Origin of the sequence: uncultured Microbulbifer sp. (assembly GCF_947504145.1) — a bacterium.
Classification (GTDB): domain Bacteria; phylum Pseudomonadota; class Gammaproteobacteria; order Pseudomonadales; family Cellvibrionaceae; genus Microbulbifer.
On record NZ_CANNGQ010000007.1, the window covers coordinates 1 to 14,151 of the forward strand.

Below are 14,151 nucleotides of genomic sequence, written 5' to 3' on the forward strand. Positions count from 1 at the left end.
TGCCTTCTCTCGAATCTCTTTAAATATTTCCCAATCTGACTCTGTCATGTTCGTGAACTTTCTGATGCATAACGCCCGCAGCAGGGGCGACCAATGCTATGCATATTTTGTGCGAAACTGGGAGTGCAGCGACCCGCACAAAATGTGCATAGCGTTGGGCGTCCCGCGGAGGCCCGAAGGGCCGGAGCAAACTGCCTGCGATTGTTAGAAGCTATGCGCCCCATAACTTCGAAAGGCCAGAGAAAACAAATTTCGCCGCACCTTTTACGCCTCGACTTCGGTTTGATGCGACAATCGCTTCGATCTCTAGCCTAGCCTCACCAGAGCTTCTATTAATTGATTCTTCAACGTCCGGATAGACTCTAGCGAACAAGTTTGGTTGACCGGAAACTTCAGTAGCTCTTTTCATTACTGGCCTGGACTCATCCATAAGAATATTGAAAATACTATCGCTTATAGAAACTAATTCTTCCGCAATTATGATGGGCACATAAATCGACTCGGTAACAACCCATTGTGAGTGTTTAATGACCACGTCCCGAAGAACTTCTGATTTCTTTCCAACCAAATTCATTGCCTGCCTGATGGTGTTACCTGAACGGAGTATTCCTTCCGCCGAATGCTTCCTAAGCATTGCCTCAAGTTCCCCAGCCATTTCCTCTAGCAGACGATCCATTTCATTCTGTACTTTTCTTTCTGCTATAGAAATTATGTTGCTCATAGTAAATCCAGTTGTACGGGCTTCTAACGCCCAGCGCAGGCGCAGCCAGCGCGGAGCACATTTTGTGTTAATGTTTGAGCGCCAGCGAGTAACACAAAAGGTGCGTAGCGTTGGCTGTCGCTCTGCCGCTGTTTGTTATGCATTTTGCGCAGCGCTCGCGGCCACCATGAATTGATTAGTAGTCTCCACGCTAACGTACTGCATTGGTTGAGTTTTATACAAAATCGGGCGCAGCCAGCTCACTAGAGTAAATTGATAGAATTTTCCCTCTTTCTTATCAAAGCTAATTTTTAGCCCGCGCCAACCTCTTCTCATAACGATGTTTGGAAGATCCTGAGCGACTTCACACCTAGAGAGAAATCTCCCCCATTTATTTTTCCTCTGGAATGAAAGGGAGAATTCATCACCTTTACTACGTCCTAGGAAATATACCTTTACGACGCCATGGCGGATTACTTCAATCTCTATTTTGTCGAATACGTACTTCATTTCGATGCATAACGCCCTGCGCAGGCGCAGCCAACGCGGAGCGCCTTTTGTGTTAATGTTTGAGCGACAGCGAGTAACACAAAAGGCGCGTAGTGTTGGCTGTCGCTCTGCCGCTGATTGTTATGCTTGATTTCTTACAATGGCCCCGTGATCACTCGATATCCAACCTTCATTCGGGGTACAGATAGCCCATTCTGGCTGCCCCACAATAGATGTAAATGAGAGAACCCTTTTACCCGATGCAAATGTTATAACAATTTCTGGCAAGGCCCCCACCGACTCTATAGACAGAACCTTTTCTCCTACCAGACTAGAAATAGATATTTCTATTTCTGCACTAGTATTACTACTACCACAAAGAATTTTATTTAAATCTTCAATTCTCCATCCACAATCAAGCATTATTGAGAATTGGCCCTGCGGGTTATTCTGGCTCTTAGTCTTAACTAGCTGACCTACTTCAATAAAAATTGCCGATCCGTGACCACGCCATGCATGAGAAACAAGTAGCCCTGAAATTGATTCAATCACTATATCCGATCGGTCATTCATTGGCTTGTTCCGCGTGTAGAGCATAACGCCCAGCGCAGGCGCAGCCAGCGCGGAGCGCCTTTTGTGTTAATGTTTGAGCGCCAGCAAGTAACACAAAAGGTGCGTAGCGTTGGCTGTCGCTCTGCCGCTGATTGTTAGGCACTCCACCCACTGAACTTTGGTAGGGAGTCACTAATTTCTTGCCACTCCGGCTTCTCACTAAGCCAGATATGACCTGCAATTTCCACTTTTGGCTCCCCATCAAGTACACCTAAGCGAACTCTGAGATATTCTGGCTGATCTTCGACTGTTACAAAAATTGGGGAGCAGCACTTCTTGCAATAGTACCGATTCTTGCCAGGCTTTGATTCATAGACATGAAGTAAATCTTGCCCACGAATTATATTGAAGTCGGATTTACGAACTTTAGTAACAACAGAAAATGCGCTGCCGCTCAATTTTCTACACGTTTCGCAGTAGCATTTATAAACTTTGGCGAGCGGTTTATCGACTTGAAACGAGACACTTCCACAATGGCAGCTGCCTTTATTCACTGAATTTACTCCATTGCCTAACGCCGCCGGCAGGGGCAGCTTACCTTGTGCGCGTTTTGCGCGAAAATGGGAGCGCAGCGACCCGCGCAAAACGCGCACAAGGTAAGCTGTCCCGCGGAGGGCCGAAGGCCCGGAGCGAATTGCCCGGCCTTGTTAAGTGCCAGCTCCAAAGTACCATAACGAGACAAACAATAGAGAGCCAACTACGACTTGCCCTAGTAGCCACTGAAGTAGAAGGATTCCTGCTACACCGCCGTTTAGATAGCGAATTACAACAAATTTTTGGTACGCAGTGCCCATGATTCCGAAAACCAGGAAGACGATGACCAAGTACACAATTGCTGAAGCTTCCAAAAATGCACTTAGAGACAAAACAATCACAACGATTGCCGGCAAAGTAGCCACAGCCTCAACAATCTTTGATTCTACCTTCAATATTAACTACCAGACTCGAAAGAGCACTTAACGCCCAGCGCAGGCGCAGCCAGCGCGGAGCGCCTTTTGTGTTAATGTTTGAGCGACAGCGAGTAACACAAAAGGTGCGTAGCGTTGGCTGTCGCTCTGCCGCTGTTTGTTATAAGTTCTTTGGCACGATATGACAGAATTTCATTGCGCCATTTCGCCTGCCAACGTAGAAGGAATAACCACCTCTAAACTCTTGGTCTGTGTTGACTTCTACAAATAGTTGAGCGACTGGCGGTAAACTAGGCGCGAAAATCAAATCACCTCTTTTAAACTCTATAGTAGAGCCATTTTCAATTTTCCGGACATTTAAATTCTTAATTCCTTTCTGAGCAAGATCAACAAAGCTATTTTCGATAGATTCCCTTTGCCCTGAAGATAATCCAGACCAGTAATTCATTTTCATAAGAGATTCCTGGTCTTTAGACTGCACCGCAGACTTAAACCGACTTACAAAATCATCAAGATTTTTCTGGTCATCGGCTGCTACTAACGCTGAACAGAAAAACACAAGAAATATAAAAATCAGTTTTTTTATGTAATTCAAAATTTCCTCGACAACTTATAACGCCGCGATCAGCCGCGGCTTACTTTGTGTACTTTTTGCACGAAAATGGGAGCGCAGCGACCGTGCAAAAAGTGCACAAAGTAAGACGTCGGCTGCATTGCATTGTTATGCGTGCCTAGCTCCGGTCTACGAATTTACCTCGCGCGATGTACCAGGGGCCCGCATATAAATTGAACTCTAGGCCATTCTCAATTTTATCCACATGAGCACCTGGAGTTAAAAAGTGCACCTCAGCATCAACGAATGCTCCCGGTTCAGCCTCATCACATGACAACAAGCGTATATGACATCCCCACAACTCTTTATTTTGATAACTGAGAGCAGGCCTCATTCCGGTCATGTACTTAACCTTACAATTTGGGTCACTTACTTTCAGAAATTCAACTTTTGCTAAGTACGACATTTCTCGTTCATACGCATAACGCCCAGCGCAGGCGCAGCCAGCGCGGAGCGCATTTTGTGTTAATGTTTGAGCGCCAGCGAGTAACACAAAAGGTGCGTAGCGTTGGCTGTCGCTCTGCCGCTGTTTGTTATGTGCCTCGGGACATCTGACCAGTCGGCTTGCTCTTTAATTCACCAATATACTCGATTTCTATAATGCACCCATAGCTCTCAAGGGTTCCCGGCCACCTTAGTATTGACTTGAACTTAATACTCACTTCTAGGCCATCCTGAATCTTATCTCTCTGATCAATGCAGGGAATCAAAGACTGCATTCGAAATTTCACGCCCTCCACCTCAAAGGATGAATACCCGTTGTAGGTCCGAAGAGCTGAAACTTTTCCACTTACAAATTGTGTTGTCTCAGACTCAATGGCCCGATTTAGGCTGAAGTATTCATAGGTAGCTGCAGCTAGTGCAGGAAGCAGAAATAACCATCCTAAATACTTCAATTTCATACTCGAAAGTCATTCATAGACAACACATAACGCCCACGGCAGGGGCGGCTTACCTTATGCGCGATTTACGCGAAAATGGGAGCGAAGCGACCCGCGTAAAACGTGCATAAGGTAAGCCGTCCCGCGGAGGCCCGAAGGGCCGGAGCATCACTGCCCGTGATTGTTATGCGTGACGCACCCAGCCAAAGCTAAGTACGTAGCGCGTACCAGAGACTACCTTTGAAACGGAATGCTCTGAAAGATCAGGTCGAAAATACTTAACCCTAGAATTTTCATAGATCGGTGATTTGCACACAAATTTTCCACCAGATCTTGCATTCTTTACAACGACATTCAAACGGTAGTGACTACCCGCAGCAACTTTATCCGTATGGGGCGGAATTTCAGCGCCCTCTTTGAACCGAAGAATGTAGAAATCAAAAGGAATTGGCCATTTAGACCCAAGCACGAAAAATTTCTCGTACCCGCTCTCTTGCCTACCTTTTTCCCATTTCCATAATTTCAATTTTTACTCTCGATCTAGCAGTAACTCAGACGCATAACGCCGTGCTCAGCAGCGGCTTAGTTTGTGTATTTTTTGTGCGAAACTGGGAGCGCAGCGACCGCGCAAAAAATGCGCAAAGTAAGACGTCGGCTGCAGCACCTTGTTAACCCTTGCTTGCCACAATATTGAATATGGTAGACTCACCAATGTTAAGGCTGTTGGTAACAAAAAATGCTTCTACCTCTAAATCAAGAGGTATTTGACGCGATGGATGCCCATCCAGCCACGCAAGTAACAGCGTCATTTTCCCTTCTTTATACTCACCGACTAGCGGAACGTCAGGAAATATAGCATCCGGTAGCTGCCCCTCTTTAACACGGAAATAGACAGCAAATTCCTCAATTGAATAGGTCGATTCGTTCGGCAACGAAATATCTAAAAGGATAACTCCTGCATCGTCGCACGAACTTCCCGGTTTAGCAGAACCCCTCGTGATGCTTGAAACCTTTACTACCGGTGCTGGAACTTTTTCCCAGTAATCTCCTTTCTCACCTTTCTGAGCTGGTCCTGGATGCTCTTCCCAGCGTTCCAAGGTAGGTTTAAAAAGATCAGAACCTCCAAAGGAACAAGCGAAAGCAGATTTACAAAAAGCAGTAAATGCAAGAATTAAAAATATGCTTAGATGCTTCATGATTCTCCTTGAGGGTTAAACGCCGCCAGCAGGGGCGGCCTACTTTGTGCGCTTTGTTGCGCGATTATGGGAGCGCAGCGACCCGCGCAACAAAGTGCACAAAGTAGGACGTCCCGCGGAGGGCCGAAGGCCCGGAGCTTTACTGCCTGGCATTGTTACAAGGCTTCTGACGATGAGCCAGAACACAACCCCGGATATTGCACCACAAAATCCAAATTGAGCTATGAATTTAATTTGGTAGACAATGCCCTCTATTGTGTATTCCCCATTTTCTATGATGACAGTTTGGCCCACAACGCTTCTTGTAGTACTACCAGGAAAGCTAAGTAACACCCAAGGAAACATTGAAATTAACGCACCACCTACAGAAAGGTAGAATAACGTGATCAATTTTTTTGTTCGAAGAAACCAATAGATGGGCACACCCAGAACAACGCCAAGGATAATGCTAATAACTACAGCCCACGCGGATATCCCCGAGAAAATTTCGCTAGCACCACCTTCCAGTAGTACCCAAGCCAAAGCTCCTACAGGTGGCGCCACAAGAAAGCCAATTATTGGAATTAGTATGTGCTTCATTTTGCCTTGTAACGCCCAGCGCAGGCGCAGCCAGCGCGGAGCGCATTTTGTGTTAATGTTTGAGCGCCAGCGAGTAACACAAAAGGTGCGTAGCGTTGGCTGTCGCTCTGCCGCTGTTTGTTAGGCACTCTTGGCACTGAGTTGCGGCCAGGCACGGACTAAACCTATTGTGTAAAGCGCTCCGATGCCGAAGCAGATACCGGAACTTACAATCCAGAAAGCTAGGCTATTCCCCGGAAATAAAGGCATTATTATAAGAAAAGCTAACGCTCTGAATATAAAAACTGCGGAAATTATACACAATACTGTCCGTAAGAACGGTAGCCGTAATATTTTCCTCGCGCCAGACAATGCATAAAGTGACCAAATAATAAAAATTGATGCAATAACTAGCGTTATGACTGGAGGATACCAATGGCCTTGCTCTGACATTTCTGCCAATTGCTCACCAGCTCCGAGCACTCGATACCAATCTCCGCCAAAAATTGCGCAACCAATATGGACCGCTGCAACTAATCCACAAAAAATAGCGCCCAAAACTAAAAAATTATTTCCATTCTCTTTCATTGGCAGATTCCTTTGCCTAACGCCCACGGCAGGGGCGGATTACCTTATGCACGTTTTGCGCAAAAATGGGAGCGAAGCGACCGCGCAAAACGTGCATAAGGTAAGCCGTCCCGCGGAGGCCCGAAGGGCCGTAGCTTCACTGCCCGTAATTGTTAGGCAGGATGCCCTACGAATGCCAATTTACTTATTTTCACCCAGGCGTACCACTGATGGATGCCTTTCAGTTGCCCACTCATGACAAAGATCTGACAGATACTGAGTTAACTCAGCTTCCGTAATTTCTGGTGGAACAAATATTCCAGCATTTCGGCGCTTACCTTCTGAACCTTGATAGAAAGTTGCCCAGCGATTTTGGCTTCTCTCAATCAGAACTTCCCTGCCAAAAATATTGTATTTATATCTCTCCATGACTTTGGCCACTTGCCTAACGCCCAGCGCAGGCGCAGCCAGCGCGGAGCGCCTTTTGTGTTAATGTTTGAGCGCCAGCGAGTAACACAAAAGGTGCGTAGCGTTGGCTGTCGCTCTGCCGCTGTTTGTTAGGCTACTGGTGCTTGGAAACTAGCAGCAAACCGCCAGCGCCAATTAAACTGCCACCGAATACTTTACCCAAATTAAGTGATAAATTCTTTGAAACTTTACGCGATGCTTTGTGTGCAATTATTGAGCATGCGCTTAAGCAGATAAATGATAAAGCCATAAAAGTCCCCAATAATATAGAAAACTGGAAAAGTACGCCCTCGCTCAGATCAATAAATTGAGGGAATAGCGCAGTTGTAAACGCTATAGCTTTAGGATTTGAAAGAGAAACAGCTATACCTTGCAGATACAAGAAGCGACCACGCTGATTTGAACCAGACTCTTCAAGATCAATAGGCGAGACACCGTTTCGCCAAATTTTGATTCCAAGGTATGTGAGGTAGAGCGCTCCTATAATTTTAACTGCCAGAAAAGCGCTTGAAGAATATAGAATTAGTGCACTTAAGCCCGCAACAGATATGCTCGATAGAATTGCTAGACCTGTAATGTTACCCAAGATAGTTTTTAGAGATTGAAGAATCCCGAATCTCAAACTATGCGTGGCGACCAGTAGCATCGCCGGTCCAGGCACGATGGTTGCTACGGATGCAATTGCAGTAAATGCTAGCCAAGCTTCGATGTTCATTAATTTCTCTAAATAGCCTAACAGTTTTATTCATACGCCTAGGGCTTTTGTTGTTCTGGCATGTGTTCACCGGCGCGTAAGATATCCGATATAAAACAAGCCATTTAAAATCAATACTTTAGGGACAACCACGCGGGCCTGATCCTAAGCAAAAGAAGCCTGAGGCTTATGTTTCATAAATTAAAATGGCTCAATTGTTCAGCCCTAACCGTATTAAATTCAATAAGTTAGCTTATCTCACACTTTGCACACAAGCCATAGGCTGCTGAATCTGGCATTGATACTGTTAAAACGTTCCTTTAGCGGGTGTCATTACGCTTGTGTAGGGTGATGGCAGCGCACATCCGTTCAGGCAAAAAAAAGCCGGCTCCAAAACTGGAACCGGCTTTTTACTATGGCATGGAATATAGCGAGCGACGTTTACACGGTGCCCTCTTCGATCTTGGCTTTCCAGATCACAGGACCGGTGTTGTGCACCGATTCACCACTACTATCCACCGCTACGGTCACCGGCATATCTTCCACATCGAACTCGTAGATGGCTTCCATCCCCAGTTCCGGGAAGGCGATGACTTTGGAGTTTTTGATCGCCTGGGCTACCAGGTAAGCAGCGCCGCCTACGGCCATCAGATACACGGCTTTGTTATCGCGGATGGCATCGATGGCCATAGGGCCGCGCTCGGCCTTGCCGATCATGCCTTGCAAGCCGGTTTCTTCCAGCATGGTACGGGTGAATTTATCCATACGGGTGGCAGTAGTAGGGCCGGCCGGGCCAACCACTTCTTCGCGAACCGGATCTACCGGTCCCACGTAGTAGATAAAGCGGCCGGTGAGGTCCACTGGCAGCTTCTCGCCTTTCGCCAGAATGTCGACCATTTTCTTGTGTGCAGCGTCGCGACCGGTGAGCATCTTACCGTTCAGTAACAGAGTGTCGCCCGGCTGCCAGCTCTGCACGTCTTCCGCGGTCACTTCATTCAGATTGACTCGACGGGTGTTGCCGCCCGCTTCGCGGGTGATTTCCGGCCAGTCTTCCAGCTTCGGTGGGGTCTGGCGTGCAGCACCGGAGCCATCGAGGGTGAAGTGGGTATGACGGGTGGCGGCGCAGTTGGGAATAATCGCCACGGCCTTGTTGGCCGCGTGGGTGGGGAAGTCTTTTACCTTCACATCCAGCACGGTGGTGAGGCCACCCAGGCCCTGGGCACCGATGCCCAGTTTGTTGACCTTGTCGAACAATTCCAGGCGCAACTCTTCGGCACGGTTGGAAGCACCGCGCTCCTGCAGGTCCTGAATATCGATGGGGTCTAACAAAGATTCTTTGGCCAGCAGCATGGCCTTCTCCGCGGTACCGCCAACGCCAATGCCGAGCATACCGGGCGGACACCAGCCGGCACCCATTTTAGGCACCATATCCAGTACCCAATCCACTACGGAGTCGGACGGGTTCAACATGGCGAACTTGCTCTTGGCTTCACTGCCGCCGCCCTTGGCCGCCACGTAAACATCTACGGTATCGCCAGGGACGATTTCGTAGTGGATTACGGCCGGTGTGTTGTCGCCGGTATTTTTACGGGCACCGTCCGGGTCTGCCAGGATGGAGGCTCGCAGTACGTTATCCGGATGGTTGTAAGCGCGGCGTACGCCTTCGTTGACCATGTCGGTCACGCTCATTTCCGCATCCCACTGTACATTCATGCCCACTTTCAGTTTCACGGTCACAATGCCGGTGTCCTGACAGATTGGGCGGTGGCCCTGGGCGCACATACGGGAATTGATCAGGATCTGGGCCATGGCGTCTTTCGCCGCGGGATTGGCCTCTTTTTCATAGGCCTGATTAAGGGCCTGGATAAAGTCCTGTGGGTGATAGTAGGAAATGAACTGCAGCGCGTCGGCCACGCTGTCGATCAGGTCGTCCTGGCGGATTGTCGTCATTGCCGGCTCCGGTTGTCTCTCGTCTCGAAGGCGGCGATTTTACACGAATTGGCTGAAGGTGTTGGACTAGGCGAAAAGAAGGAATACGAGAAATGACCCGCGAAAGCGACAAAACAGGGAATGAGAATGATTCGCGGCGACCGAAGTCGCCGCTCACTGGAACACCCCTACGTTTTGCCCTGTTTTAGGGCGTAAACATCAGGGAGCAGAGGCCGTGGTCGAACTGGACTGCAGGCTGCGAATGGCATCGCGCAGCTGTACCAGATCCTTGTTCACGGTGCGGCGGTAGCTGTCGATGGACTGCACCGCTTCCTCATTGGCCCCCACTCGGGCGGTCAGGTCGGCACGCACGGAAGATAGCTGGCGCTCCAGGCTGGCCACCTTGTCTTTGGTATCGCGGGATGCGCTCACTGTGGACTCTTTCAACTTGGTGATCTCACTCTCAAGGGCCGCCACTTTTTTCAGGCTGCTCTCGAAACCTTTCACCTTGCCGGCAAGTGCTGCCACTTCCTTCTTGGCCGCGTCTGCAGTGGCCTTGTTAGCGGCAATGCTCTTGCGGTTGGTATCGTAAGCCACACCCCACAGTTTGCGGACCTCAGACGCGTTTTCTTTCACCTTCGCACCCAGCACCTCAACCGATGCCGCGGACTCCTCGCCAGACATCTCAAAGCGCTTCTCCAGCTGCACGATGCGCGCTTCCGCATCCAGTAGCTGTACCCGGGTGTCCTGCCATTGTGTGTACAGGAAGCCGGCGCCGCCAAGACCCGCAAGCGCCAGCAATAGCGCTACGATAGCGAGGAAGGAGGATCCACCACCAGAAGCTGACTCGGCAGCCGGGGCTGCTGCGGAAGGCGGCGGCGCGCTATAGCGCTGCCGGCCACCAGCCGGGCCATTGGGGATCTGAGGGTCCATAGAGGATGCGCTGCTGCCATCGAATGTGGGCTCTCTGCGTTGCATGTTGTTGTCCTGCGTTGAAGATGTGGCCCAGTGGGCCAGCGATCGGTAGAAATCTGCGGCAGTTATACCAAAAATTGACGAAAAAGTAAGCGGGTCCAGTTATCAGAATAGGACAACAGAAAATCCCGACCGATTCGTCATTGATAATCATTCGCGAAAATTATCCACAAATAGCACCACGTTTTGTTGAAATTGGAACCTTTTTGGCCTGCCCGGTGGCTTAATAATGACATCAAGCGGGTGTAGAATGCGGGCCACCAATAACTGACCTGCTACCGTACTTGGGTCGGTACAGGTCCCGGACAAAGGAAGGAATATCACATGGCACATGTTCTCCCCGAACTTCCCTATGCTATGGACGCGCTGCAGCCGCACATCTCTAAAGAGACCCTGGAATTCCACTACGGCAAGCACCACAAAACCTACGTCGACAAGCTGAACGGCCTGCTGGAAGGTACTCCGGACGCTGAAAAATCTCTGGAAGAGGTGATCAAGTCCTCCTCCGGTGGCGTGTTCAATAACGCCGCGCAGATCTGGAACCACACCTTCTACTGGAACTGCCTGAGCCCCAATGGCGGTGGCGAAGCCACTGGCGCCGTTGCCGAAGCAATCAACACCGCGTTCGGTTCCTTCGAGAAATTCAAAGAAGAGTTCACTGCAAGCGCCGTGAACAACTTCGGTTCCGGCTGGACCTGGCTGGTGAAAAAAGCCGACGGCTCCGTAGCCATCGTCAACACCTCCAACGCCGAAACTCCACTGACCGACAGCAGTGTTACCCCGCTGCTGACCTGCGACGTCTGGGAGCACGCCTACTACATCGACTACCGCAATGCGCGTCCGAAGTACATGGAAGCCTTCTGGGCACTGCTCAACTGGGAGTTCGTGAACAAGAACTTCGCCTGATATCAAATCGGGTAAGCGTTAGCAGACGCGAAAGCGGGCCACTGGCCCGCTTTTTTTATACCTCTCCGCCACACAACTGCTTTATTGCGCCAGTCTGTATTCTCGCACGGAATTTGCATCTTGCCGGGGTTATGGTTACAACACCATTCGCTTACACAGAGCAAACATTCCTCAATAACAGACGCTGAGAGCACAACATGAAGCTGAAGATGACGTTGCTGGCCGCCGCCATAAGCACCCTGGCCATGACCGGATGCGACCGGGAACAGAAAGACGCAGGCGAAGCACAAACGCCTGCTACAGAGAGCGTACAAAGTCAGGGTGACGAGAGCAGTACCGCTGCCGACAACGGGACATCCACCAACGGCGACGCGGATGTCATCGCCAAGACCAACGCGCTATTCGAAGATCAGTTCCAAACTCACGTCAGCCGCAGCCCTGAGTTCAAAACCTTTCTGGGTATGAAAGAGGACTACGGCAAGTGGGACGACATCTCCCCCCGTTTCCAGAAAGAAACCCACGAGATCAACAAGCGCCAGCTCGAAACCCTGAAGAAAATCGATGCGGATAAACTCGACGGCGCTACCCTGCTTTCCCTGAATCTCGCCATTCGAAATCTTGAACAGGATATCGAAGGTTACAAGTGGCGCCTGCACACCTATCCGGTCAACCAGATGTACGCAGGCCACACCAGTGTCGCCTCCCTGCTGATCAACCAGCACCGGGTAACCGACATCTCCGATGCGGAAGCCTATATCTCTCGCCTGAACGGCCTGCCCGCGCATTTCGACCAGCTGATTGCCAACCTGAAAGAACGCGCCGATAAAGGCGTGATCGTGCCCAAGTTTGTCTTCCCCTACGTGATCAGCGACGGTCAGAATCTGATTACCGGCGCGCCCTACGACGACGGTAAAGACAGTACCCTGTTTGCCGACTTTAAGGGCAAGGTCGACAAGCTGGAAATCGGCGACGAAGAGAAATCCGCGCTGATCGAAAAAGCCAAAACCGCGATGCTCGACAGCGTCAAACCCGCCTACGAAAAGCTGATTGGTTACCTCGGCGAGCTGGAGAAAAAAGCCACCACCGACGACGGTGCCTGGAAGCTGCCGGACGGCGACAAGTTTTATCAGCACCGGCTGAACGTCTACACCACCACCGATATGTCCGCAGACGAGATCCACCAGAAAGGTCTCGAAGAAGTGGATCGCATTCACAACGAAATGCGCGAGATCATGAAGCAGGTGGAATTTGACGGTGACCTGCAGGCATTCTTCGAATTCATGCGCACCGACAAACAGTTCTACTACCCGGAAACCGAAGAGGGCAAACAACGCTACCTGAAAGAAGCCACCGCCCTGATCGACACAATGAAGGGTCGACTGGACGAGCTGTTCATCACCAAGCCCAAAGCCGACCTAGTGGTGAAAGCGGTCGAGCCTTTCCGCGAGAAATCCGCCGGTAAAGCCTTCTACCAGCGCCCGGCACCGGACGGCTCCCGCCCCGGGATTTATTACGCCAACCTGTACAAAATGAGCAGTATGCCCGTGTACCAGATGGAGGCCCTCGCCTACCACGAAGGTATCCCCGGCCACCATATGCAGCTCTCCATCATGCAGGAACTGGAGAACGTTCCCAGCTTCCGCAAGTTCGGCGGCTACACCGCCTATACCGAAGGCTGGGGCCTCTACTCGGAACTGGTACCGAAGGAAATCGGTTTCTACAAAGACCCCTACTCCGACTTTGGCCGCCTGGCCATGGAGCTGTGGCGCGCCTGTCGCCTGGTGGTCGATACCGGCATGCACAGTAAAAAATGGACCCGCGAAGAAACCATCGACTGGCTGGCAAAAAACAGCCCCAATCCCCAGGGAGATGTGGTTAAGGCCATCGAGCGTTACATCGTGATGCCCGGCCAGGCCACCGCGTACAAGATCGGCATGATGAAAATTGTCGAGCTACGCGAAAATGCCAAACAGGCACTGGGCGACAAGTTCGACATTCGTGAATTCCACGATGTGGTGCTGGCCAATGGCGCGGTACCACTGGATGTGCTGGAAGAGCTGGTCGACCAGTGGGTTGAGCAGAAAAAAGCCGCCAACTGATTTCTGACGTAACCCATCCCAAAAACAAGCCAAAGCCGCCACTCACATGAGTGGCGGCTTTGTCAAAATGGCTCGGACCAATTATCCCCATTCAATTGACAAGTTTGCTTCTCTGCTGGACTAGCACCTCGATTCCAGCCTAAATCCTTCCTTTGCACGCCATTGCAGAAACTCTGCTGCCAAACCATTGCCGGCACTCCCCTCATACGCTTGACTGAAAAACAACCAACCATGATTTCATTGCATTTTCTTTTTCAAGCCAGGGAGCTCGACGATGGGCGATATCAGACCACAGGCGGCCGCGCAGAAAGCGGATCACTGTTCCCACAACAAACTCGCTAAAGCCATTTCCGCCTGTTTCGCCGTGGCTGTCCTGCAGATACTCGCTGCCAGCTCAGCACAGGCGCAATTTGTCTGTGGCGATGATCAGGACCCATCTCAAAATGGCGGGGGCAGCGCTGGCGGGTCAAACTCCGTCGCCTGTGGGACCAATTCAAATGCAGGTGGCAGTTCGTCAGTAGCTATTGGCTTCACTGCTAATTCAGCCGGAGAGAGC

14 protein-coding genes are annotated in these 14,151 nt (G+C 50.3%); 2 read left to right on the forward strand and 12 right to left on the reverse strand.

Going from position 1 to position 14,151, the window contains the following annotated elements; genetic code table 11:
- Positions 1–211 precede the first annotated feature (211 nt).
- From Q1A74_RS17665 to Q1A74_RS17715, 12 genes are all read right to left on the reverse strand, one after another.
- Complete coding sequence (locus tag Q1A74_RS17665; protein ID WP_299599460.1) at positions 212–721, reverse strand: hypothetical protein; 510 nt, start codon at positions 719–721, stop codon at positions 212–214.
- A gap of 135 nt (positions 722–856) precedes the next feature.
- Positions 857–1,210 carry a hypothetical protein gene (locus tag Q1A74_RS17670; protein WP_299599462.1) on the reverse strand — a complete coding sequence of 118 codons (354 nt, stop codon included), beginning with the start codon at positions 1,208–1,210 and terminating at the stop codon, positions 857–859.
- A gap of 120 nt (positions 1,211–1,330) precedes the next feature.
- Positions 1,331–1,762, reverse strand: coding sequence for a hypothetical protein (locus tag Q1A74_RS17675; protein WP_299599463.1), 432 nt, complete (start codon positions 1,760–1,762; stop codon positions 1,331–1,333).
- A gap of 134 nt (positions 1,763–1,896) precedes the next feature.
- Positions 1,897–2,394: a GFA family protein gene (locus tag Q1A74_RS18455; RefSeq protein ID WP_367275428.1), complete on the reverse strand. Its 498-nt coding sequence runs from the start codon at positions 2,392–2,394 to the stop codon at positions 1,897–1,899.
- A gap of 475 nt (positions 2,395–2,869) precedes the next feature.
- Entirely contained in the window at positions 2,870–3,304 is a 435-nt protein-coding gene (locus tag Q1A74_RS17680; protein WP_299599465.1) for a hypothetical protein, read from the reverse strand.
- A 1,083-nt stretch (positions 3,305–4,387) separates the two neighbouring features.
- Positions 4,388–4,729 (reverse strand): hypothetical protein, encoded by a 342-nt coding sequence (locus Q1A74_RS17685; RefSeq protein WP_299599467.1) that lies wholly within the window; start codon positions 4,727–4,729, stop codon positions 4,388–4,390.
- A 142-nt stretch (positions 4,730–4,871) separates the two neighbouring features.
- A complete protein-coding gene (locus tag Q1A74_RS17690) occupies positions 4,872–5,399 on the reverse strand; it encodes a hypothetical protein (RefSeq protein WP_299599468.1) in 528 nt (175 codons plus the stop codon).
- Between the two features lie 699 nt (positions 5,400–6,098).
- Positions 6,099–6,545 (reverse strand): hypothetical protein, encoded by a 447-nt coding sequence (locus tag Q1A74_RS17695; protein WP_299599472.1) that lies wholly within the window; start codon positions 6,543–6,545, stop codon positions 6,099–6,101.
- 180 nt (positions 6,546–6,725) lie between these two features.
- Positions 6,726–6,965 (reverse strand): hypothetical protein, encoded by a 240-nt coding sequence (locus Q1A74_RS17700; protein ID WP_299599474.1) that lies wholly within the window; start codon positions 6,963–6,965, stop codon positions 6,726–6,728.
- A gap of 121 nt (positions 6,966–7,086) precedes the next feature.
- The gene (locus Q1A74_RS17705) at positions 7,087–7,707 is read right to left on the reverse strand and encodes a LysE family translocator (RefSeq protein WP_299599476.1); all 621 of its coding nucleotides are present in this window, start codon (positions 7,705–7,707) and stop codon (positions 7,087–7,089) included.
- 420 nt (positions 7,708–8,127) lie between these two features.
- Entirely contained in the window at positions 8,128–9,636 is a 1,509-nt protein-coding gene (locus tag Q1A74_RS17710) for a fumarate hydratase (protein ID WP_299599478.1), read from the reverse strand.
- Positions 9,637–9,834: 198 nt separating this feature from the next.
- The gene (locus Q1A74_RS17715) at positions 9,835–10,593 is read right to left on the reverse strand and encodes a hypothetical protein (protein WP_299599480.1); all 759 of its coding nucleotides are present in this window, start codon (positions 10,591–10,593) and stop codon (positions 9,835–9,837) included.
- 321 nt (positions 10,594–10,914) lie between these two features.
- Here Q1A74_RS17715 and Q1A74_RS17720 point away from each other — a divergent pair, with 321 nt between their 5' ends.
- Together Q1A74_RS17720 and Q1A74_RS17725 are read left to right on the forward strand one after the other, a co-directional pair.
- Positions 10,915–11,496 carry a Fe-Mn family superoxide dismutase gene (locus Q1A74_RS17720; protein ID WP_299599482.1) on the forward strand — a complete coding sequence of 194 codons (582 nt, stop codon included), beginning with the start codon at positions 10,915–10,917 and terminating at the stop codon, positions 11,494–11,496.
- Between the two features lie 197 nt (positions 11,497–11,693).
- Positions 11,694–13,595 carry a DUF885 family protein gene (locus tag Q1A74_RS17725; protein ID WP_299599484.1) on the forward strand — a complete coding sequence of 634 codons (1,902 nt, stop codon included), beginning with the start codon at positions 11,694–11,696 and terminating at the stop codon, positions 13,593–13,595.
- Positions 13,596–14,151 lie beyond the last annotated feature (556 nt).